The following is a 22,226-nucleotide window of genomic DNA, read 5'->3' as shown; positions in this document are numbered from 1 at the left end:
TAAGGACACGCATGATGCGCAAGATTCTCCTGGCCTCCACGTTGCTTCTTGGTGCTCCGCTGACGGCCATCGCCGACGACGGCATGAGCTACACCTATGTGGAGGGGGGCTGGAACCAGCTGCAGATCAGTTCCAGTGCACTCAACGATCCGAAGGCCGATGGCGGATATGTGCGTGGCTCCTTCGCCATCGCCGAACAGGTCAACGTGTTCGGTGGCTGGTCGCGCGTGACCGACACCACCCGTTATGCCTATTCCAGCGTGAAGACCACGCTTGACCAGCCGCACCTGGGTATTGGTTATCACATGCCGATGAGCGATCAGGTGGACTTCACCGCAGACCTGGCGTGGAACCGCCGCCGCGGCAAGGGCGAAGTGCGTTCCGATGGGGTGACCTACTCGAGCACGACGTCGGTCAACACGGCCGTGGGCACCTTCGGCGTACGCGGCAAGCCGTCGGCGAAGACCGAGGCGTGGCTCAAGGCCGGCTACATCGACGGCAACAGCAATTTCGACGGCACGTGGACGGCAACCCTCGGTGGCCAGGTCAGCTTCAACCGCACCTGGGGTGTGGTTGCCGAGGGCCAGTTCTACGACGACTTCGCCGAGTACCGCGTCGGCGTCCGCGCAAGCTTCTGATCCGCCCGCGCTGCAAACCCAATGCCCGGCCCCGCACTGCGTTGCGGTGCTGGCGCTCTCATGCACCCTCGCTCGACACAAGGACTTGAACGATGCGCAAGATGCTGCTGGCAGCCAGCCTGTTGCTTGCACTTCCAGCACTGGCGACAGCCAGCGACGAGCTCAGCTACACCTACGTTGAAGGTGGCTGGAACCGACTGATTCTGGACGCTGGCAATGCCGGCGACTTCACCAGCGATGGCGGCTACGTACGGGGTTCGTTCGCCGTCACACCGCAGTTCCATGTGATCGTGGGCGCATCACGCGTCAGCGGCAGCGACCACGCCGGCGCTGCGAAGGTGAAAACCACAGTCGATGCCCCGTACCTCGGGCTGGGCTACCACGCGCCGATCAGCGAGAGCGTGGATTTCACCAGCGAGTTCGCCTGGAACCACCGCTCTGCGGAGTCGGATTATCGCGTTGGCGATGAGCGGTCGCGCCAGACGTCGCGGTTCAATCAGGTGCTGGGCATGGTCGGTGTGCGCGGCCGGTTTACCGACCACCTGGAGGGCTGGCTGAAGGGCGGTTACGCGAACGGTGGTGACGGCCAGGACGCACGCTGGTATGGCGTGGCAGGCGGCCAGTTGAACATTACCGATACCTGGGGCGTGGTGCTGGAAGGCCAGTTCGACAAGGACGCGTCCGAGTACCGGGCCGGCGTGCGCGCCAGCTTCTAGTCTTACTTCCCGCTGCGCGGGGGCTATTGGGGGACGGCGCTGACGCGCCGTCCTTTTTTTTGGCTGGCTGCCGGGTGGTAGAGCACGCGGCAGGCTCTACCTGAGCGCTGGGACGCGGGGGCGGCGCAAAACACGCCGTTAACCCATCCGTGGGGGCTCGTAGGCGCCATCCTTGGCGCCTGCGGTTTTGCGCCGCCCCCGCGTCCCAGCGCTGCGGACATTCCCAGCGCCTTCTTGTCCCGCCGGGTAGCCGGGAGAAGAAAGATCAAGTTCAAATTCAAATTCAAATTCAAAAGCAAATACAAAAGCCGAAGCAGCAGTTCCTGCTTCGGCTTTTGTATTTGCTTTTGCCCTTGCTCCCGCCTTCGGGCTTGATGCGTCCGCGCCCGCAGGAAACTGTCAGGGGAGGCAGGGCGCCTCAGCCAGGACCGCAGGCGCCATGGGCCCGAGGCATGCCTCGGGCGGGTTGGGCAGGACGCCCAACCCCGGTCTTGCCGTGTGCGCAGGATTGCGCACACGAGCAAGGCGCCTACGAGCCCCCATGGATGGGTTAACGGCGTGTCCTGGCTGAGGCCCCCTGCCTCCCACCCCAGCATCAGGTAGGCGCGTAAAGCCTCAACCCCGCGCTTTACTAGGATTCACCAGATTCCCGAAGAAGATCGCGTTGATCAGCAGGCGATCCGTGCCGTGCCAGTACTTGCGGTGCGCCGGATCATCGGCAAACAACACCACGTTGCCCTGCCCCTGCGCCGATACCAGCAGCCAGGCACTGCCCGCCACGCGGCTGCGGTTGCGCTCGGACAGATAACCGTTCACCCGCGGCGGGCTGTCGATGCGCACTACCGTAGAGAACGGATTGGCACTGGGATGCAGCACCACGGCATTTTCCTTGTTCACCGCCAGCGGCCGGCGCGGTACGCCGAAGGCCAGCGGGTGCGAGGTATCGGCATCGGCGCTGAGGATGTTGCCGCTGACCCGTTCGATCGCGGCGATGTCGCGCTGGTCGCCGAACGCGCGACGGCTCTCGTCGGCAGCGTCTTCATCCTTGCCCAGCGTTTCGCCCTCGGCCAGCTTCTGCTCGATCGCCCACTTCGAGGCGCTGCCATAGGTCACCAGCGAACCGCCTGCCTGCACCCAGCGCTTCAGCGCGGCCACCGCCGCAGCATCCACGCCGGCGTAGTTGCCGCCAGAGAGGACCAGGGTGGTGTAGCGATCCAGCGGCACCTTGCCCAGCTGCTGCGGGTCCAGCTTGCTGGCCGGCAGATGCAGTTGCTGGTCCAGCAGGAACCACGCCGAGCCGATCTCGGTGGCGGTCACGCCCTCGCCCATCACCAGCGCGACCGCCGGCTTGCGCAGTGCCTTGACGCTGTCGCTGCCCAGATCGATGCCATCGCGGCTGCGGCCGCTGGCCAGGGCGTGGGCTTGCACGCCTGCGCTGCGCGTGGCCGCGTTCACTGCATCCAGCAGTGCCGCACCCTGCAGCGACTGCCCCGCTACGGGAATCACGATGCTGCCTGCGGCGAAGGCCACATCACCCTGCGCCGTGCCCGCGGTGAATGGCTTGAACGCGGCACGCGCCAGCACGCCCTTGCCCTGCAGTTCGGCCAGGGCACGGCTGGCGTTGTAATCGCGCCAGTCGATGACATACGCGAAAGCTGCCTGGCCACCGACCACGCCACCGCCTGCGGCCGGCAGTTCGGTCACCGCGGCACCACCGTCGATGCGGCTGCGGCTGCCGGCGAAGGCCACGCCATAGGCCGGCGCGATCGCATAGCTGGTGCTGCCGTAGAACACATCGCCCTTGATCGGCGGGGTTTCGGCGAAGATCGAATGGACCAGGCGGAACTGCGCCTGCTGCACCGGCACCACGTAGGCGCTGCCTGCGCTGAAGGCCTGGCCATCGACGGTGACATCGCGCGGCAGCGCATGCACATCGATCCGGTGCAGCAGCAACAGCTCAAGCAAGCGACGGGTCAGCGCCGGATCATGTGCATCGCCGAACACGAAGCTCTTTACCGGCTGCTGGCCGGCCTGCTTCAGTGCGCTCTGGAAGAAGCTCTTCTGCAGGTCGAACAGGCCACTGCGTTCGGTGACCGCGCCGCGCACGGTGCCCAGCCCGGTGGCCACCTGGTTGCGGATGGTGAACGGGAAGGTCAGCAGACCGTTCACCGATTCCTGCACGCGCCCACGCGAGCTGGCCTGTTCCACCGTCACCCCCACCGCACCGTGGAAATCGGGGTAGGTGGAGCCGTAGACCGGCGAGAAGTTGTCGTAGTTTTCGCCGGTGTAGTACAGCGATCCCAACGCATCCAGCGACTGCGCATGGTACTTGGCCAGGGTCTTGTTGAATTCATACGAGGCCGCCGGGATCAGCGGGCTGTGCATGCTCTTCGGCGACGGCTCGAAATAGTAGGTGTTGTCCTTGCCCATCTCGTGGAAGTCGATCTGCACGTTCGGGTACCACTGGTGGAACACCTCCACCTTGGGCCGCGAATCGCGCTGGGTCAGGGCCAGCCAGTCGCGGTTGAGATCGGTGAAGTAGTGGTTGGTGCGGCCCTGCGGGAAGGGTTCGACGTGTTCCTTGTCGGCCGGGTCGGCCGAGGCCGGTTCCGAGGCCCAGGCGTTGTGCCAGTTGGCGGCGCGATCGCGGCCATCGGGGTTCTGCGCCGGGTCGAACAGCACCACCGCCTGCTGCAGCCACTGCTGGGTTTCGGCGCTGCGGTTGGCCACCAGGTAGTAGGCGGTCAGCATGGCCGCTTCACCGCTGGAGGTTTCGTTGCCGTGCACGCTGTAGCCCAGCCACACCACCACCGGGCTGTCACCGGCGGCGCTGCGTGGCTGCGCCGGATCGACCAGGGTCGCGTGCTGCTGGCGGATCTGCTCCAGCCGGCCCTGGTTGCTGGCAGCGGTGACGGTGGCGATCAGCAGCGGGCGGCCTTCGTAGCTGCGGCCGATCTCGCGCACGCTGATCTTGTCCGAATGGCGTGCCAGTTCCTGGAAGTAGGCCACCAGCTGGTCATGCCGGGTGAAGCGACTGCCGATCGGATAGCCCAGGAACTGTTCCGGGGTCGGAATGCTGGCGTCGAAGGCCGCAGCTTCGCTGGCCTGCGGGAAGAAGTAGGCGCTCTGCGCCTGGGCCACGCTGGGCGCGGCGAAGACAGTGGCGGCGGCGATCAGCAGCGGCAGTACGGTACGGCGATGCAAGGACACGGTGTTTTCCCGGAATGCAGGGCAGCGCGACCGGCCAGTGCTGGCCGGTCGCGGCCGGTGGTTCAGAAGCGGTAATCGAAACCGACGGTGAAGTAGCGCCCGCGCAGGTCGTACTGGCTGAAGTCGTACGGCGCGCGGATACCGGGGAACGAGGCGTCGTACGGCGGTGCCTTGTCGGCCAGGTTCTGCACCTTTGCGTACAGGGTCAGCTGTTCGAAGCCGGTGTAGGCCAGGTACAGGTCCAGCTGGTTGTAGGCGTCCACGCGATCCTGCACGGCCGCGGCCGCAGCACTGGCCTTCTGGTCGTAGCCGCTGGTGTAGTACCAGGTCAGCGCCGCCTTTACATCGGCGTAGTGCCAATCCAGCGTGGTGGTGGCCTTGTTCTTGGGCAGGGTGGCGCCCAGGTTGCTGCCGGCGTAATCCACCAGCGGGCCGCCGACCACGGTGGGGCGACGGTAGTCACGCACGTGGGTGAAGGCACTGGACACGGTGAAGTCGCCGAACGACTCGGTGGGAATGCGCTGGCGCAGTTCCACATCGATGCCCGAGGTCTTCAGGTTGCTCAGGTTCTGGTAGCGGTTGTACACCGCCAGCAGCTTGCCGCGGTCATCGCGCAGCACCGCACCGGGCACGTTGTCGGTCACCAGGGTCTGGCTGTTGTTGGTGCCGACCAGGTTGTCCAGCTCGATCTTGTAGTAGTCCACGCTCAGGTTGGTGTTCGACCACGGCGACAGCACGAAGCCCAAGTTGTAGCTGCGGGTGCGTTCGGGCTTCAGATCGTTGTTGCCTACCGTGAAGAAAGTGGGGTTCTGGCGCGAGCCCGGCACGTCCGGATCACGCGGATCGATCACGCTGCCGTAGGAAATGCTGGTGCTGTTGGAGTTTTCCGACAGCGACGGCGCACGGAAGCCCTTCGAGGCCGAGGCGCGCACCAGCAGGATGTCCAGCGGCTGCCAGCGCAGGCCCAGCTTCGGCGAGAACGCATCGCCGAAATCGCTGTAGTGGTCGGCGCGCGCGGCGGCGGAAAGTTCGAGCGTAGAGGCCAGCGGTACGTTCACTTCGGCGTAGGCTGCGGTCACCTTGCGCTCGCCATGCACTTCGGCGATGGCCGGGCGGATCTGCAGGCCGGCGTCGATCTGCCAGGGGTTTTCCGAATCCAGCTTCTCGCGGCGCCATTCGGCACCGGCGGCGAAGCCGATATCACCGGCCCAGGTGCGGCCCAGCGTGCCCGACACCTTGGCATCGATGCCCTGCAGCACCGACTCGGCCGGACGCAGCGTGCTGATGTTGATCGCGTTGATGACCTCGGCCGGGGTGGCCGACGGGTTCAGCAGGTTGTAGCTACCGGTGGCCAGCGCATCGGCCAGCGCCCAGCGGTTGGCGAAACCACCGGACACCGTCTCGCGCTCGCTGCTGCGTGCACCGAACGCGCCCACTTCCCAATCCCAGTTGGCGGTGCTGCCGCGCAGGCCGACCAGGCCGCGGTAGGCCTGCGAACGGTTGGTCTTGATGGTGCCGCCCAGGTCGAAGAAGGTGTATTCGATGGGAATGGCGCGGCCATACGGGTTGTACGGGCTGCTGGCCGGCAAGTTGGAGGACACCGGTTCGGCCAGCCCGGTATCGGCATTCAGCGCGAAACGGCCACTTTCCAGCGTGAAGTACGGGCTGCTGCCGAACCAGGACACGCCCTTGATATCGCTGTACAGCACTTCGCCGAAGGCTTCGACGTTGTCGCTGACGCGGAAGGTGCCGTTGACGTAGGCCTGCCAGCGCTTGGTGGACGGAATGAGGGTGGTGTACGGCGCCTGGTTGAAGCCGCAGGTGTTGCCGGCCAGGCCGTCGATCGGCGCGCTGGCCACCAGGGTGGTGCCGGTGGGGCAGTTGCCGTTGGCGTCCAGCATCGGCACCGAGACGCCGTTCACCAGATAGCGTGCGCCCTTGGCCGACCAGCCGTTCCAGCGGCCGCCGGGCTGGTCGCTGTAGATGCCGCTCTTGGTCAGGTCGCGCTGGTCCTGGTCCAGGCGGTCGCGGTTGTAGCCTTCCAGGCTGACCAGGATGTTGTAGCCGTCCTTGTCCAGGTCGCCGATGCCGCCGACGAAGTGCAGCTTCTGTTCGTCCAGCCCGCCCTGGTCGGCGGTGCCGGTGCTGCCGCCGACTTCGGCGCCCTGGAAGTTCTGCCGGGTGATGATGTTGACCACGCCGGCCACCGCGTCGGAGCCGTACACGGCCGAGGCGCCGTCCTTGAGCACTTCGATGCGTTCAACGGCCACCAGCGGCAGCGCGTTGAGGTTGACGAAGGTGTCCGACAGGCCGCCGGCCGGGAAGCCGTAGTTGGCCAGGCGACGGCCGTTCAGCAGCACCAGCGTGTTCTTCTGCGAAAGGCCGCGCAGGCCGATGCCGGCCGAACCCGATGCCCAGCCGTTGTTGGTGGTTTCGTTGGCGGCGTTGCCGGTGTTGGCCGAGATCGAGCGCAGCACGTCGGCCACGGTGGCCTTGCCGCTGGTCTGCAGCTGCTCGTGGCCGATCACCTGCACGGGGTTGGAGGCTTCGGTGTCCGAGCGCTTGATGTTGGAACCGGTAACGCGCACAGCGGCCAGGGTGCTGGCCTCGCCGCTGGCGTCGGTGGAGGTGTCGGCCGCCGCGGACAACGGCGTGGCCAGGGCAGCCGCAAGGGCCGCTGCAAGGAGGGTGTTCTGGGGCATGACGTTCGTGGGGTGGTGGTGACGACAAGTTCCGCAGTAGTCCATGCCTGGCCCGGTCCGGACCAATAACATCTCTTCATACGGATATAAGAGAAGCTAACATCTCTTTATCAAGATGGAAATGAAATGTTTACATCAGCAACCGATGCAAGGGGGTCAGCGCGCGGTTGGCGGCGTACAATCGCGGCATGGAAATTTTCAAAGTCTTCATGCTCGAGGCGGCGCACCGCCTCCCCAACGTGCCGCCGGGGCACAAGTGCGCGCGCCTGCACGGCCACTCCTTCCGGGTGGAACTGAAGGTGGAAGGCGAGCCCGGCGCGCAGACCGGCTGGATCATGGATTTCGGCGACGTGAAGGCGGCCTTCCAGCCGATCTACGAGCGCCTGGACCACCACTATCTGAACGACATTCCCGGCCTGGAAAACCCCACCAGCGAGAACCTGGCCGTGTGGATCTGGAACGAGCTGAAGCCGGTACTGCCCGCGCTGAGCGAGATCACCGTGCACGAAACCTGCACCTCCGGCTGCCGTTACCGGGGCCCAGGCGGCTGATCAAGCCATTGATCCTGAAAGCATTTTGAAGGCGCCTCGGGCGCCTTCGTTATTTTTGTTGCAATGCCGCATGATCGGCGTATGCTGCATTGCATCAACTTCTTCGACGCAGCCATGGCCAACGCCTTCGCCGATCGTTTCAGTGATGCCACCCGCCAGCTGGCGGCGGCCGCCACCCGTGCAAACCGGATGGCGCTGGAGAACGCGGAAAGCATGTTCGGCTTGCAGTTGAAGGTGATGGAACGCAACCTGACCGCGACCGGCGGCTGGCTGGGCGAACTGGCCCGCAGCGAGGACCCGGCAGGCTTGCTGCCCAAGGGCGCACAGCTGTGGCAGGACAACCTGCAGCGGCTGGGCCAGGCCCAGCAGGACATGGTCGATCTGGGCCTGCAGGCCGGAAAGGCCTGGTCTGAACTGGTACAGGGCCACAACGAATCCCCGGCGGACGCCACGGCCAACAGCCACTGACGTTACGCCCACGCTCATTGCATGGGTCCCTCCCCCCATGCAATCCGGACCCGGCAGATCCCTCCCTCTGCCGGGTCTTTTTTTGCCTGCGATTCGGCCAAACGCATCCACGCATGGCGTGGATCTACCGACGATGGGTCCGGTCGCGTGCATCACGGTAGCGCCGGGCCATGCCCGGCGGGACGGCGGCGCGTCAGGCCGCCGCGCTGTCCGCACGCGGCAGGCTGAACACGAACAGCGCACCCTGCGCGCTGTCGCGCAGTTCGATGCGGCGGCCATGCAGCTGCACGATGCGCTGCACGATCAGCAAGCCCAGCCCGCCATTGTCGCCACGCCGCGCGCCCAGCGCTGCCGGTGCCTGGAACAGGCCATCGCGCAGCGCCGGTGCCACGCCGGGACCATCGTCGGCCACGCTCACCTGCACGCTGTCCTCTGTGGCGCGCAGGGTCAGCGTGACCTGTCCACCTTCCGGGGCGTGGCGCAGCGCGTTGTCCAGCAGGTTGGTCAGCACGCGCTCCACCAGGCCCAGATCGGCGCGCACCAGCGGCAGGCCCTGCGGCACGTCGGCGTGCAGCCGCTGCCCACGTGCCTGTGCCGCCAGTTCGAACTTCTGCAGTACGTCCTGCACCAGCTCGGGCAGCGCGAACACCTCCCATTCCAGGCGCACTTCGCCGTGTTCCAGCCGCGCCAGTTCGAACAGCGCGCGTGCCAGCCGGCCCACCTTCGCGCTCTGCGCCAGGGCGATGCCCAGATAGCGGCGGCGTTCGTCCGGCGCCAACGTGGCCTCCTTCAGCGCCATGGTTTCCAGATAACCATGCAGCGACGACAGCGGCGTGCGCAGATCATGCGAGATGTTGGCCACCAGTTCGCGCCGCTGCAGATCCTGCTGGCGCAGCTGCTGCCACTGCTCGCCCAGGCGCTGCGCCATCTGCGCATGGGCATGTTCGAGGATCTTAAGTTCATCGCGCTCGCCGGGGCGCAGCGGTGCCAACGGCGGCAGCACCGAAGGCGCGTCGATGTCGAACGCCTGGATGCGCCGGGTCAGCCGCCGCAGCGGTCGGGTGACCCAGTAGAAGGCCAGCAGGCCGGCCAGCACGCCCAGGCTGCCGACCAGCACGATCGACCACAGCGTGGTGTTCCACTGGCTGCTGGCGGCCAGATCGTCGGCCAGCATCTGCCGGTGCTCGCCCACCAGCACCACGTACACGTAGCCGGCCGGGCGCCCCTGCACCACCAGCGGCGCCACGCTGAAGACCTTGCGGCCGCGCTCGCTGCGCGGATCGTCGCCCAGGATCGGCAGCGCCGCGCCAGCAAGCAGGCGGCGCAGCGGCGCCACGTCCACGCGGTCGCGCCGCAGGTGGCCGCTGGGCGCATCGTGGCCGAGGATGCGGCCCTGCTCGTCCAGCAGGTACACCTCCACGCTGGGGTTGACCGCCATCAGCTGGCCGAACAGCGCGCGCACGGCAGCGTCGCGCATGCCGCTGGTGTCCATCAGTTCGCTGCGCTGGGCGATGTGCTCGGCCAAGCCCAGCGACAGCCGCTGCACCACTTCCTGTTCGTGCCGGGTATTGGCGCGCATCTGCAGCGCCAGCAACGCCATGCAGCACACCAGCATCAGCGCGGCGATCACCGCGGCCAGCTTCTGCCACAGGTTCGGCGTGATCATGCGCCCGCCCCGGCCGGGTCCACCAGCTTGTAGCCGCGGCCCCACACGGTCAGCAGCCGGCGCGGGTTCGCCGGGTCGGTTTCAATCTTGCTGCGCAGGCGGTTGATATGGGTGTTCACCGTGTGCTCGTAGCCATCGTGCTGGTAGCCCCACACCTGGTTCAGCAGTTCCATGCGGGCGAACACCTGGTCGGGGTGGCGGGCGAAGAACAGCAGCAGGTCGAACTCACGTGGGGTCAGTTCCAGCGCGTTGCCTTCCACCGAGGCGGTGCGCGCCACCGGGTCCAGCCGCAGCCCGCCCAGATCGATCGCGCCGGCATCGATGCGTGCGCTCTGTGCCATGGCTTCGGCACGGCGCAGCAGCGCGCGCACCCGCGCCACCAGCTCGGGCATGGAAAAGGGTTTGGCCAGGTAGTCATCGGCGCCCAGCTCCAGGCCGACGATGCGCTGGGTCTCGCTGCCGCGCGCACTGATGATGATGATCGGCACGTAGCGCGCCATCGAACGCGCACGCTGGCAGACCTGCAGCCCGTCCACGCCCGGCAGCATCACATCCAGCACCAGCGCGTCCCACGGGCCATCCTGTTCCAGCAGGTGCAGGCCGGCATCGCCGGTGGCCGCGTGCATCACCTCATAGCCTTCGTCGGCCAGGTGCATGCGCAGCAGATCAGCGATATGGGCATCGTCTTCGACAATCAGGACGCGTTTTGCGGACATCGGCAGCTCGGGGCCAGTGGGGAGGCTGCCCGCATTGTGGCGCGGGAAGGCCGCCGATACCTCACGAAAAATTGAATCCTGCGTGAGGATTCGTTGACCCGGGCGGGCGCAGCATGGCCCCGTCGCCCCTTCCCGGAGTCCGCCATGCCCCTCACCCGACGCCACCTGCTGGGTCTGGGCGGTGCCGCCACCGCCGCTGGCCTGCTCGGCCTGGCCGCCTGCAGCCGGGCCACGCCGGCAGCCGCTGAAGCGCGCCCGCAACGCCAGTTCGAAGTGATGCGCAGCGATGCCGAATGGCGCCGCCTGCTGACCCCGGCGCAGTACGCGGTGCTGCGCCAGCAGGCCACCGAACGTGCGGGCAGCAGCCCGCTGGACCGCGAGCACCGCAGCGGCACCTTCGTCTGCGCTGGCTGCGGCCTGCCGTTGTTCTCCTCGTCCACCAAGTTCGACAGCGGAACCGGCTGGCCCAGCTTCTGGGCGCCGCTGCACAACGCCGTGGGCGAGGACCGCGATACCACCTTCGGCATGTTGCGGGTGGAAGCACATTGCCGGCGCTGCGGCGGCCACCTGGGCCACGTCTTCAACGACGGCCCGCGCCCCACCGGGCTGCGTTACTGCATGAACGGGGTGGCGCTGCTGTTCCAGCCCGGCCCGGCACGGCAGGACGCCGCCGGTGGCTGGCGCGTGCCCGTTGGCACCTCTTCTTCTGCTGCAGGAGCCTGACCATGCTGTTGCTGTTGCTGTCTTACCTGGGCGGTGCCCTGACCCTGCTCAGCCCGTGCATCCTGCCGGTGCTGCCGTTCGTGTTCGCGCGCGCCGACCGGCCGTTCCTGCGCAGCACCCTGCCGCTGCTGCTGGGCATGGCGCTGACCTTCACCGTGGTGGCCAGCCTGGCCGCGGTCGGCAGCCAATGGGTGGCGCAGGCCAACCAGATCGGGCGCTGGGTGGCGCTGGTACTGATGGCGCTGTTCGCGCTGGCGCTGCTGTGGCCGCGCCTGGCCGACCACCTGCTGGCGCCGTTCCAGCGCGTGGGTGCGCGGTTGAGCGCGCGTGCTGACGCCGCCGATGCCGCCGGCCGGGGTGGCGCCGGTACCTCGCTGCTGATCGGCATTGCCACCGGCCTGCTGTGGGCGCCCTGCGCCGGCCCGATCCTGGGGTTGGTGCTGACCGGCGCCGCCCTGCATGGCGCCAGCGTGGGCACCAGTGCCCTGCTGCTGGCCTATGCGCTGGGTGCGATGACCGCGCTGGCGCTGGCCGTGTGGGTGGGCGGGCGCGTGTTCCGTGCGTTGCAGGCGCGCCTGGGCCTGGGCGACGCCGTGCGCAAGGTGCTGGGCGTTGCCGCGCTGCTGGCCGTGGTGGCCATCGGCCTGGGCTGGGATACCGGCCTGCTGACCCGCCTGTCCACGGTCAGCACCGCGCGCATCGAACAGGTTCTGCTCGATGCCGTGCCCGGCGCGCAACCTTCGCCGCCGTCGATGATGATGTCGGCCAGCGCTGCTGCGGCCGATGCACCGTTGCCCATGGAAGGCACCCTGCCCGCACTGACCGGCGCCACCGGCTGGTTGAACAGCCCGCCGCTGGACCGCGAGCAGCTGCGCGGCAAAGTCGTGCTGATCGATTTCTGGACCTACTCGTGCATCAACTGCCTGCGCGCCATGCCCTATGTACACGAGTGGGAACGCCGCTACCGCGACCACGGCCTGGTGGTGATCGGCGTGCACACGCCGGAGTTCGCCTTCGAACGCGACCCGCGCAACGTCATAAAGGCGGTGCAGCAGCTGAAGGTTGAGTACCCGGTGGCGCTGGACAACCAGTACGCGATCTGGCGCGCGTTCAACAACAACTATTGGCCGGCGCACTACTTCGTGGATGCGCAGGGCAACATCCGCGCGCACCAGTTCGGCGAGGGCAACTATGCGCATTCCGAACAGGTGATCCGTCGCCTGCTGACCGAGGCCGGGCAGACCGATCTGCCGGCACCGGCCGACCCCGCTGCCGCCGATCTGCAGGGCGTGGCCGCGCAGGCCGACATGGGCAACCTGCGTTCACCGGAAACCTACCTGGGCCATGCACGTGCCGAACAGTTCGCCTCGCCCGGCGGCCAGCGCGACGACACGCCGTTCGACTACACCCTGCCTGCTGCGCTGCAGTTGAACCAGTGGGGCCTGGCCGGGCGCTGGACGGTAAGCGATGAAGCGGCGCAACTGCAGCAGAGCGGCGGTCGCATCGGTTTCCAGTTCCATGCACGCGACCTGCATCTGGTGCTGGCCCCCGGCGCGGACGGACGCCCGGTGCGCTTCCGCGTGCTGCTGGATGGCAGGCCGTTGCCAGCCGCGGACGCCGGCGCGGATGTGCGCGCCGATGGCAGCGGCGTGGTCGACGAACACCGGCTGTACCAGTTGGTGCGCCAGCGCGGTTCGGTAGTGCCGCACCGTTTCGAGATCGAGTTCCTTGATGCGGGCGTGCAGGCCTACGCCTTTACCTTCGGTTGAACCGGGAGGATGCGATGAAACTGTCCTTTGAACAGGGAATTGCCGCCGGCGTGGCCGGCCTGGTCGCCAGCGCACTGGTGGCAGGCGTGCTGTTGCTGGACCGGGGCGCCATGGCCGCCCCGGTTGACTCGCCTGCACCCATGGCCTTGCCCGCACCGACCGGCGCGGCCGCGTTCGCCGACGATGCCACCCATGCCAGCGTGGTGTTCGCCGGTGGCTGTTTCTGGGGCGTGCAGGGCGTGTTCCAGCACGTGAAAGGTGTGAGCAATGCCGTGTCGGGCTATGCCGGTGGCAGCGCCGCCAACGCGCGCTACGAACGGGTCAGCCGCGGTGATACCGGCCATGCCGAAGCGGTGAGGGTGGACTACGATCCGCGCCAGGTCAGCTACGGTCAGCTGCTGCAGGTGTTCTTCGCGGTGGCACACGACCCGACCCAGTTGAACCGCCAGGGCCCGGACCATGGCAGCCAGTACCGCTCGGCGATCTTCAGCGACGATGCCCGCCAGCTGGCCGCCAGCCGCGCCTATGTCGGTCAGTTGCAGCAGGCCGGTGTCTACCGCGCGCCGATCGTCACCCAGATCACCAGCGGCCAGCGCTTCTACCCGGCCGAGGCCTACCACCAGAACTACATGGCCAACTACCCGCAGGCCGCGTACATCCGCTATTACGACGCACCGAAGCTGGCCGCGCTGGGCCGCCAGTTCCCGGCGCTGTACCGCCGCCAGCCAACGCTGGTACCGATGCGCTGATGGCACCCCGCTTCTGTAGAGTCGAGCTTGCTCGACTTGGCTCCTCGTAGAGTCGAGCTTGCTCGACTGCTTTGCCGATCAGTCGAGCAAGCTCGACTCTACCTGGGTCAATCGGTCCAGCAAGCGCGACGCCTCGAACCCGCCGCAAAAAAAAACGCACGGCCACCAGGGCCGTGCGCTGCGAAAGTTCGGCCCTGCCCCGATCAGGCCGGTCCGACAGCAACATGCTAGGCTCGCGGGCATTACGGGTACAGAGCCAGACCATGGCCAGAACGATGGATACAGATGAGCAGGCCGGCGTGGCCGCGCCCCGCTACCAGCGCCTGTCCGACGAGCTGGCCGAAGCCATCCATGGCGGGCGGCTACCGGTGGGCAGCCGCCTGCCCTCGCTGCGGCAGATGGCCTCGCAGCGCCAGCTGAGCCTGAACACCGTGATCGCCGCCTACCGGCAACTGGAAGATGCCGGTCTGGTGATCCCGCGCCCCAAGGCCGGCTTCGAGGTAGCACCACGACTGTCTGCGCCGCAGCGCTCGCTGCGTGACGCGCCGTCGGCCCCCACCGCGCCGCAGCAACACGCGTTGATGGCGCGGGTGCTGGCCGCGCAGCAGCGCCCCGGCGTGGTCGATCTGGCCTTCGCCGGCCCGCGCGGCCGCCAGTTCTACCCCGGCGCGCAGCTGGCCCGGCACACGGCGCAGGTGCTGCGCCACGGCCAGCACACGCTGGAAACCTACGCACGCACCAACGGCTCACCACGGTTGCTGGCGCAGATCGTGCGCCGCGGCCCGCGCATGGGCCTGCACACCCATGCCGACCGGCTGCTGCTGACCCACGGTGCGATGGAGGCACTGCAGCTGGCGCTGCGCGCGGTGGCCGAGCCCGGCGATGCGGTAGGCATCGAGGCGCCGTCCTACTTCAACCTGTACCCGCTGCTGGCCAACCTGGGCCTGCGTGCCATCGAAATTCCCACCCACCCGCAACACGGGCTGGATGTGGACGCACTGGATGCCCTGCTGGACCACACCGCGCTGGCGGCCGTGGTGGTGATGCCCACCGTGCACAACCCGCTGGGCTGCAGCATGCCGGTGGCCGAAAAGCAGCGCCTGGCCGAGCTGGTCAATGCCCGCCAGTTACCGCTTATCGAAGATGCGGTGTACGCCGAACTGCAGTTCAGCGAGCCACCGGCGCCGCTGCTGAAGGCCTTCGATCGCGACGGCTGGGTGATGGTGGTGGGCGGCTTTTCCAAGACGCTGGCGCCGGATTACCGCATCGGCTGGCTCGATGGCGGGCGCTTCGCCGAACGCATCGCACTGCTGAAATTCCAGAGCACCGGCGGCGAGCCGCAGTTCCTGGCCGATGCCGTGGCCGCCTATCTGGAAGGCGGTGGCTACGAGCACCACCTGCATCGCATGCGCCGGCTGTACCGTGAGCAGGTGGGCCGCCTGCGGCAACTGGTGGCCGAGCACTTCCCGGCCGGCACGCGCGCTACCGAGCCGTCGGGCGGCTTCCTGCTGTTGCTGGAAGTGCCCGGCGTGGACACCGGCGAGCTATTCGAACGCGCGTTGCAGCAGGACATCGTGTTCATGCCTGGGCACGTCTATTCGCGCGGCGCCCGCTACCGCCATTGCCTGCGGCTGTCGTGCTGCCAGAGCCTGGATGCACGGTTCGTCGGCGCAGTGGAACGGTTGGGCGCGATCGCGCGGGAGTTGGCAGCGCGTTGATGCGCGATCGCCGGGCATGGCCCGGCGCTACCGTCATGCGTCGCGCAGATGGGTGCCCAGCTGTGCGCCATCGGCACCGGGCAGATAGGGCAGCCGGCCCCAGCAGGGCATCGGCAGGCGCTGCACCAGCGTGGCCATGTTTTCGTCCTGGCGCTGCATGGCCGGGTCGATGTGGTTGCCGATCCAGCCCAGGCACTCCACCCCGGCCGCCTGCAGCGATTGCGCAGTCAGCCTCGCATGGTTCACGCAGCCCAGGCGCAGGCCGACCACCAGCAGCACAGGCAGCCGCAGTGCGCGCACCAGGTCCAGCTGGTCCAGGTCTGCCGACAGCGGCGCCATCCAGCCGCCCACGCCTTCGACCACCACGGTATCGGCGGTGGCGCGCAAGCGCTCGAAGGCCGCCACGATCGGCGCCAGCTGCACCTGCACGCCGTCTTCGGCGGCAGCCAGTTCCGGCGCCAGCGGCTGCCGCAGCGCATAGGGGTTCAGGTCGGCATAGGCCGGCATGGGGTCACTGGCCGCCTGCAGCGCCAGCGCATCGTCGTTGCGCAGCCCTTCGCCCAGATCGTGGCTGCCGCTGGCCACCGGCTTCATGCCCACCGCGCGCAGGCCGCGGCGGCGCAGCGCGTGCAGCAGCGCGGTACTGGCCGCGGTCTTTCCGATCTCGGTATCGGTGCCGGTGACGAACAGCGCCGGTGGCAACACGGTGGGCAACGGCATGGCAAGGGCTCCAGCAGGGCAACAGAGCGTTCATTATCGCTGGCCGGGCGCGCTTGCTAGACTGCGGCCATGTTCGCCAACGCCTCGCTTACCGGCAGCAAGCCGGAACAATACGCCCAGCTGCTGGAACAGGCCCGTGGCCTGGTCTACGGCGAGACCGACCGCATCGCCAATGCGGCCAATCTCTCCGCACTGGTCTACCACGCTCTGCCCGACCTGAACTGGGTGGGCTTCTACCTGTACGACGGCAAGGAGCTGGTCGTCGGCCCGTTCCAGGGCCTGCCCGCCTGCGTGCGCATTCCGCTGGACAAGGGCGTGTGCGGTGCCGCCGCCAGCCAGCGCGTGACCCAGCGCGTGGAGGACGTGGATGCCTTCCCCGGCCACATTGCCTGCGATTCGGCCTCGCGCTCGGAACTGGTGGTACCGCTGCTGCGCGGCGATGAACTGATCGGCGTGTTCGACATCGACAGCCCCAAGGTCGCCCGCTTCGATGGCGACGACCAGGCCGGCCTGGAAGCCATCGCCCGCGTGTTCGTGGAGGCGTTGGGATGAGCGCGGCCAAGCTGCGCAACATCGGCCCGAAGAGTGCGGCCTGGCTGCGCCAGGTTGGTCTGCGCAGCCGCGAGGACCTGGCCGCGCTGGGCGCGGTCGGGGCCTTCGTGAAGGTCAAGCGGGCCGGCTTCAAGCCCAGCCTGAACCTGCTCTATTCGCTGGAAGGCGCACTGCTGGACTGCCACTGGCAGGAGCTGAGCGAGCCGCAGCGCGAAGCGCTGGTACAGGACTACGAAGCGCGCATTGCCGCACACCCGTTGAAGGCTGCCGGCCCGGCCTCGGGCCCGGTGCACGAGCAGCGCTTCGATGATGACGGCAACGACGACGACACGGACAGCGCCGACGAAGATTGAGGGCGCCGCGCTCGCCGCGTGGCGCTTCGATGAAGCCGTAGAGTCGAGCTTGCTCGACTGGCCTCTGCAACAGCAGTCGAGCAAGCTCGACTCTACAACGGCAGGATCTTGCCGACGCACTCAGGGCTGCTGCAGCTCCAGCAGTTCGCCCACCAACCCCACTTCACCGCGCTCGACCCGCACCCGCAGGCGCGTGCCGTGGTCGATGCGCAGCGCCCAGCACAGCGACAGCGGCAGGCCACAGACCAGCGACAGCACCATTCGCAGCGGTCCGCCATGGCTGACCACCACGGTCGGCGCGGCGTCCTCCTCGTCCAGCAGGCGGTCCAACGCACGCGCGATGCGGCGCTCAAAGTGCCCCCAGCTTTCGCCGTGCGACGGCGGGAAGGCATGCGGATCGGCATGGAACGCGGCCAGCGCATCTTCCGGCAGATCGAACAGGCTCTGCCCGTCCCAGTCACCGAAATCCAGTTCCTCCCATTCCTCGTCGGCGTCCACATCCAGCCCGCGCGGCGTGGCCAGCGCCATGGCGGTGTGCAGCGAACGCAGGCGCGGTGAACTGATCACCCGCTGCCATTCCTGCGCGGCGTAGGCATCGACCAGTTCCTGCGGCAGACGCGCAAGCTGCGGTGGGTCGGTGCGGCCGTCCAGGAACTCATCGCGACCATTGGCGGCGTGGCGGACCAGATCGAGGATCATCGCGGCCGGCCGCTCAGCAACGGTCGGCGCGGTAGCGCCATGAGCAGGTCAGTGGCGAGGGGCGGCGGCAGGTGGAACACGATCATGGGCAGAACTTCCAGAACTGATGCCCCGCGACGGGGCGCTTCATTCTAGCGTGCGCCACCATCACGCTGCCCATTTGCGGCGGCGGTGTGCAGCGGCATGGCGGGCGACAGCAACCGCTTGCCCAAGCGAATCATCGGCGCTTCCACGAAACGATGGCCGAGTGCAGCCAGGGGCAGCACCACCAGCAACGTGATCGAAGCGCACAGCAGATAGCCGAGAGTGCCGCCCTGCACTTCAAGCACCCGCGCGAAGACGGGACCGAGCACCGCAATCACGATCGGGTGGCCGAGATACAGCGAGTAGCTCACGGTTCCCAACCATGCGGTCCAGCGGTTGACGAGCCAACCTGGCGGGCACTGCGAGAAGCCCAGCAACAGGCACAGGTATGCCATGCCTGACAGCTGCCACTGCCAAGGGCCGGCGGCAGGCCACCAGATCGCGGACGCGGCGAGCAGAAGCAGCAGCACACCCAGCAGATTCAAGCCGTGGGCCCATTGCCGCGCGCGCTGCGCCGGCAATCGGGACAGCGCGCCAAAGGCATGGAAGGCCACCAGCCCCATCGCAAAGACCGGGGCGTGGCGCAGCCACCCATAGTCGCTCAATGACGCAGCCATGCGCGGGCCGAGCCAGCCCAGCCAGGCCAACACCACCAGCACCTGCAGCCCCACCATCAGCAGCCAGGCGCTGCGCGGCTTGCCGACCAGCAGGTAGAGCGCAGGGAAGATGGCGTAGAAGAGCATCTCCACGCCCACCGCCCAGCTGGCCCATACGATGCCCTGTTCCCACCCCGGGAAAAGGTTGAAGGTGAAGGACAGGTTCGCCGCGATCTCGCCCCATGAATGGCCAGGGTGATCGCCGCGGCCATCGCGGAACAGGGAAAACATCAACAGCACATAGAAGAGCGGCGCGATGCGCAGGAAGCGGTGCAGGTAGAAGCTGAGCAGCGGCCTGCCGCTGGCATGGTGCCGGGGCATGGTGTAGCACAGGGAAAACGCGCTGATCACGAAGAAGAGCGCGACGCCGGTCGCCCCCATCTGCACGGCCGGCAGCCAGGCCGCCGCCACCGGCAAGGCAGGTGCGGGCATCGACTGCACATGGAACAGCACGACGTACACGGCCGCCAGGCCACGCAGGGCATCAAGAAACTGCAGGCGATCCTTCGCAACCATGGGTACGGCACCAGCACAGAGAGGCGACTACTCTAACGCCCACGCCAGGCAATGACTTAGACTGCGCGCACTTCCAGGTGACCTGCGGCCTTGGCTGGCAGGTTGAAACGGGAAGCCGGTGACGCGTGGCAACACGCCAGGCCGGCGCTGCCCCCGCAACGGTAAGCACGTCAGTTCCAGGCAATTCGCCACTGTGCCGCGCGCACGGGAAGGCGCCTGGACGATGGCCTTGGTGCCATCAGGCGGCAAGCCCGGAGACCGGCCCGGAAGCCTCAGGTCGCGATGCGGTGGGCATGGCGCTGGATGACCGCGGCGCCTGCTGCGGCATCGGCGCGTGCCTGCCCTCGTGGCTCCTCCCCTTCGCCGCGCGGGCGTGCGCGGCACCCGGAGTTCCCCCGATGAAGCCGCAGTCCCGATTGCTGTCCCTGGCCGTGCTGGCCACCCTGCCCGCGTTGGCGATGGCCGATGAAGCCGCCGAGGCGCTCGACCCCATCCTGGTCACCGCCACCCGCACCCCGATCGCCCTGCAGGACAGCATCGCGCCGGCGCAGGTGATCGACCACGAACAGATCGAGGCCAGCCAGGCCACCTCGCTGCAGGAACTGCTGGCCGGCCGCGCCGGCATCAACCTGACCAATGCCGGCGGCCTGGGCAAGCAGACCTCGCTGTTCCTGCGCGGTACCAATTCCTCGCACACGGTGGTGCTGGTCGATGGCGTGCGCATCAACAGCGCCGACCTGAACCTGGCCATGTTCCAGGACCTGCCGCTGGCGCAGATCGAGCGCATCGAGATCGTGCGCGGCCCGCAGTCCAGCCTGTACGGTGCCGATGCGATCGGTGGCGTCATCCAGATCTTCACCCGCCGCAATGCCGGCAGCTTCGCGCCGCACTTCCAGCTGGGCGGTGGCAGCAATGGTCTGCGCCAGGCCAGCGGCGGCATCGGCGGCAGCGGCAGCAATGGCTGGTTCGGCGCCGACATCGCCTACCAGCACAGCGATGGCATCGATGCCTGCCGGGGGTCGGCCACCCTGTTCACCGGCTGCTTCGCCGATGAGCCCGACCGCGATGGCTACCGCAATCTGTCCAAGAGCCTGCGCGGTGGCTACAGCTTCAACGAACAGTGGACGGTGGAAGGCAGCGCCCTGCGCGCCGATGGTGAAAACCACTACGACGGCTACTACAACTACTCGGAAACCCGCCAGCAGGTACTGGCCGGCAAGGTGCGTTACACGCCCTCCGAGCGCCTGGCGCTGACCGCCAACGTCGGCCGCAGCGACAACGAGTCGGACAACTTCGGCGACTTCGGTGTGCGTGGCAGCGCGCAGACCCACCGCGACAGCGCGTCGCTGCAGGCCGACATCGGCGTGGCCGACGGCCAGCTGTTGAGCACCGGCGTGGACTGGAGCCAGGACAACCTGGATGGCAGCAGCGCCGGCTACCTGGTCGACAGCCGCCGCAACACCGGCGTGTTCGTGCAGTACCTGGCGCGATTCGGCCGCCACCAGCTGCAGGCCAGCGCACGCAACGACGACAACCAGCAGTTCGGCAACCATGCCACCGGCAGCCTGGGCTGGGCGATGGAGCTGGGCCACGGCCTGCGCGTGAACGCCAGCTACGGCACCGCGTTCAAGGCACCGACCTTCAGCGATCTGTACGACCCGTGGAGCGGCGTGCCGACGCTGGATCCGGAGAAATCCAAGAGCGCCAACATCGGCGTTTCCCAGCACGGCCAGGGCTGGCACTGGGGCCTGGATGTGTATGAAACCCGCATCGACGATCTGATTACCTACGACGCGGCCACCTTCATGATGCAGCAGGTGGAAAAGGCGCGTATCCGCGGCGCGGAACTGACCGGTGGTGCAGTGCTGGCCGGCTTCGACATCAACGCGCAGCTCAGCTTCACCGACCCGCGCAACCGCACCGCCGGCAGCGGCCAGTTCGACAACTGGCTGGCGCGCCGCGCACAGCAGACCGCGCGCCTGGACGTGGACCGCCGCTTCGGCGACTTCCGCGCCGGCCTGACCGTGCAGGGTGCCGGCAAGCGCTTCGACGATGCCGACAACGCGGTGAAGCTGGGCGGCTACGGCCTGCTGGACCTGCGTGCCGAGTACGCGCTTACCCCGGCGTGGTCGGTGCTGGCACGCGTGGCCAATGTCTTCGACCGCCAGTACGAGACCATTGCCTGGTTCAACCAGCCGGGCCGCGAGTACCAGCTGAGCGTGCGCTACCAGCCGAAGTGATCGGTTGACGCGCACACGGTAGCGCCGGGCCACGCCCGGCGTTATCGATGCATCACGCCGTCGGCAGGTCGGCGGCCAGGCCCGGCAGTTCGCGCAGGTCGTCGATCACCGCCACGGCCTGCGCGGTGTGCAGGTCCAGGCCGCGCGGGTAGCCGTAGCGCACCAGGGCGATCGGCATGCCGGCGTCCTGCGCGGCGCGGTAGTCGGTGAGCGAATCGCCCACCATCAGGCACTGCGCGACCGGCAGGCCGAAGTGCGCGGCGATATGCCGCAGCGGTTCACCGCTGGGTTTGCGCTGCGGCAGTGAATCACCGCCCAGCACCAGTGCAAACGCATCGCCGATGCCCAGGTGCTGCAGCAGCGGCGGCACCAGTGCGGCCGGCTTGTTGGTGCAGATCGCCAGCGGCACCTGCCGCGCACGCAGCTGCTCCAGCGCTTCGGGCACGCCGTCGAACAGACGCGGGCTGCGCAGCAGGCAGTCGCGGTAGTGCACCATGAACACCGGCATCACCTGTGCCAGGTCCACTTCGCGATCGGCCGCCTGCACCGCCTGTTCCACCAGCCGCCGCACGCCATCACCGATCCAGCCCAGCACGGTTGCTTCGGCCACGCGTGCCAGCCCGATGTCTTCCAGCGTGCGGTTCAGCGCCTCGGCGATATCGGCGGCGCTGTCCACCAGCGTGCCGTCCAGGTCGAACACCACCAACGGATAGGGATAGGACAAGAGACGGTACCTGTACGACGTGGGCCGCCCAGTGTACTCCTGCGGGTCTGCCGATC

Annotated in this window: 19 protein-coding genes and 1 riboswitch; of the genes, 11 read left to right on the top strand and 8 right to left on the bottom strand. The window is 67.8% G+C overall.

From position 1 onward, the window contains the following. Nucleotides 1–14 precede the first annotated feature (14 nt). Both G4G00_RS00715 and G4G00_RS00710 read left to right on the top strand, forming a co-directional pair. Entirely contained in the window at nt 15–638 is a 624-nt protein-coding gene (locus tag G4G00_RS00715; RefSeq protein WP_164270707.1) for a hypothetical protein, read from the top strand. A 92-nt stretch (nt 639–730) separates the two neighbouring features. Further along, the gene (locus G4G00_RS00710) at nt 731–1,354 is read left to right on the top strand and encodes an outer membrane beta-barrel protein (RefSeq protein WP_164270705.1); all 624 of its coding nucleotides are present in this window, start codon (nt 731–733) and stop codon (nt 1,352–1,354) included. Nucleotides 1,355–1,969: 615 nt separating this feature from the next. On the opposite strand, the gene G4G00_RS00705 is transcribed toward G4G00_RS00710, so the two are convergent. Next, nucleotides 1,970–4,564, bottom strand: coding sequence for a M14 family zinc carboxypeptidase (locus tag G4G00_RS00705; RefSeq protein ID WP_164270703.1), 2,595 nt, complete (start codon nt 4,562–4,564; stop codon nt 1,970–1,972). Between the two features lie 62 nt (nt 4,565–4,626). Beyond that, a complete protein-coding gene (locus G4G00_RS00700; RefSeq protein WP_164270701.1) occupies nt 4,627–7,266 on the bottom strand; it encodes a TonB-dependent receptor in 2,640 nt (879 codons plus the stop codon). A 188-nt stretch (nt 7,267–7,454) separates the two neighbouring features. Between G4G00_RS00700 and queD the strand changes: the two genes are divergently transcribed. Both queD and G4G00_RS00690 read left to right on the top strand, forming a co-directional pair. Continuing rightward, entirely contained in the window at nt 7,455–7,817 is a 363-nt protein-coding gene (gene queD / locus G4G00_RS00695) for a 6-carboxytetrahydropterin synthase QueD (RefSeq protein WP_108748405.1), read from the top strand. A 114-nt stretch (nt 7,818–7,931) separates the two neighbouring features. Further along, nucleotides 7,932–8,285 carry a phasin family protein gene (locus tag G4G00_RS00690; protein WP_164270832.1) on the top strand — a complete coding sequence of 118 codons (354 nt, stop codon included), beginning with the start codon at nt 7,932–7,934 and terminating at the stop codon, nt 8,283–8,285. Between the two features lie 193 nt (nt 8,286–8,478). Here G4G00_RS00690 and G4G00_RS00685 read toward each other — a convergent pair whose 3' ends face one another. Further along, nucleotides 8,479–9,951 (bottom strand): HAMP domain-containing sensor histidine kinase, encoded by a 1,473-nt coding sequence (locus tag G4G00_RS00685; RefSeq protein ID WP_164270699.1) that lies wholly within the window; start codon nt 9,949–9,951, stop codon nt 8,479–8,481. Next, a complete protein-coding gene (locus G4G00_RS00680) occupies nt 9,948–10,667 on the bottom strand; it encodes a response regulator transcription factor (protein WP_108748403.1) in 720 nt (239 codons plus the stop codon). Before G4G00_RS00680 ends, G4G00_RS00685 begins: the two co-directional genes overlap by 4 nt. 144 nt (nt 10,668–10,811) lie before the next feature. Here G4G00_RS00680 and msrB point away from each other — a divergent pair, with 144 nt between their 5' ends. The 4 genes from msrB to G4G00_RS00660 all read left to right on the top strand — a co-directional run bounded on the left by msrB (nt 10,812) and on the right by G4G00_RS00660 (nt 15,626). After that, complete coding sequence (msrB, locus tag G4G00_RS00675; protein WP_108752076.1) at nt 10,812–11,390, top strand: peptide-methionine (R)-S-oxide reductase MsrB; 579 nt, start codon at nt 10,812–10,814, stop codon at nt 11,388–11,390. A 2-nt stretch (nt 11,391–11,392) separates the two neighbouring features. Continuing rightward, nucleotides 11,393–13,159 carry a cytochrome c biogenesis protein CcdA gene (locus tag G4G00_RS00670; protein WP_164270697.1) on the top strand — a complete coding sequence of 589 codons (1,767 nt, stop codon included), beginning with the start codon at nt 11,393–11,395 and terminating at the stop codon, nt 13,157–13,159. Nucleotides 13,160–13,173: 14 nt separating this feature from the next. After that, the gene (gene msrA, locus G4G00_RS00665; RefSeq protein ID WP_164270695.1) at nt 13,174–13,908 is read left to right on the top strand and encodes a peptide-methionine (S)-S-oxide reductase MsrA; all 735 of its coding nucleotides are present in this window, start codon (nt 13,174–13,176) and stop codon (nt 13,906–13,908) included. 275 nt (nt 13,909–14,183) lie between these two features. Further along, complete coding sequence (locus G4G00_RS00660) at nt 14,184–15,626, top strand: PLP-dependent aminotransferase family protein (protein WP_164270693.1); 1,443 nt, start codon at nt 14,184–14,186, stop codon at nt 15,624–15,626. A 33-nt stretch (nt 15,627–15,659) separates the two neighbouring features. Here the strand turns inward: G4G00_RS00660 and bioD are convergent, their stop codons facing one another. Beyond that, nucleotides 15,660–16,346 (bottom strand): dethiobiotin synthase, encoded by a 687-nt coding sequence (gene bioD, locus G4G00_RS00655; protein WP_164270691.1) that lies wholly within the window; start codon nt 16,344–16,346, stop codon nt 15,660–15,662. A 69-nt stretch (nt 16,347–16,415) separates the two neighbouring features. On the opposite strand from bioD, the gene G4G00_RS00650 reads away from it, so the two are divergent. Together G4G00_RS00650 and G4G00_RS00645 are read left to right on the top strand one after the other, a co-directional pair. Further along, on the top strand, nt 16,416–16,898 hold the full coding sequence (locus G4G00_RS00650; protein ID WP_108752072.1) for a GAF domain-containing protein: 483 nt from the start codon (nt 16,416–16,418) through the stop codon (nt 16,896–16,898). Next, nucleotides 16,895–17,251 (top strand): TfoX/Sxy family protein, encoded by a 357-nt coding sequence (locus G4G00_RS00645; RefSeq protein ID WP_164270689.1) that lies wholly within the window; start codon nt 16,895–16,897, stop codon nt 17,249–17,251. Before G4G00_RS00650 ends, G4G00_RS00645 begins: the two co-directional genes overlap by 4 nt. 120 nt (nt 17,252–17,371) lie before the next feature. On the opposite strand, the gene G4G00_RS00640 is transcribed toward G4G00_RS00645, so the two are convergent. Both G4G00_RS00640 and G4G00_RS00635 read right to left on the bottom strand, forming a co-directional pair. After that, nucleotides 17,372–17,950 carry a histidine phosphatase family protein gene (locus tag G4G00_RS00640; RefSeq protein WP_164270687.1) on the bottom strand — a complete coding sequence of 193 codons (579 nt, stop codon included), beginning with the start codon at nt 17,948–17,950 and terminating at the stop codon, nt 17,372–17,374. 131 nt (nt 17,951–18,081) lie between these two features. Then, nucleotides 18,082–19,206, bottom strand: a complete 1,125-nt coding sequence (locus G4G00_RS00635; RefSeq protein WP_164270685.1) for an acyltransferase — start codon at nt 19,204–19,206, stop codon at nt 18,082–18,084. A 58-nt stretch (nt 19,207–19,264) separates the two neighbouring features. Further along, a riboswitch (cobalamin riboswitch) is annotated at nt 19,265–19,488 on the top strand. Nucleotides 19,489–19,604: 116 nt separating this feature from the next. Here G4G00_RS00635 and btuB point away from each other — a divergent pair. Beyond that, nucleotides 19,605–21,446 carry a TonB-dependent vitamin B12 receptor gene (gene btuB / locus G4G00_RS00630; RefSeq protein WP_164270683.1) on the top strand — a complete coding sequence of 614 codons (1,842 nt, stop codon included), beginning with the start codon at nt 19,605–19,607 and terminating at the stop codon, nt 21,444–21,446. A gap of 52 nt (nt 21,447–21,498) precedes the next feature. Here btuB and gph read toward each other — a convergent pair whose 3' ends face one another. After that, nucleotides 21,499–22,170, bottom strand: coding sequence for a phosphoglycolate phosphatase (gph, locus tag G4G00_RS00625; protein ID WP_164270681.1), 672 nt, complete (start codon nt 22,168–22,170; stop codon nt 21,499–21,501). Between the last annotated feature and the right edge of the window lie 56 nt (nt 22,171–22,226).

The sequence above is a fragment of the Stenotrophomonas sp. B1-1 genome, from assembly GCF_010894375.1.
In the GTDB taxonomy this organism is placed as follows: Bacteria; Pseudomonadota; Gammaproteobacteria; order Xanthomonadales; family Xanthomonadaceae; genus Stenotrophomonas.
This window is presented reverse-complemented; position numbering and strand designations above follow the sequence as displayed.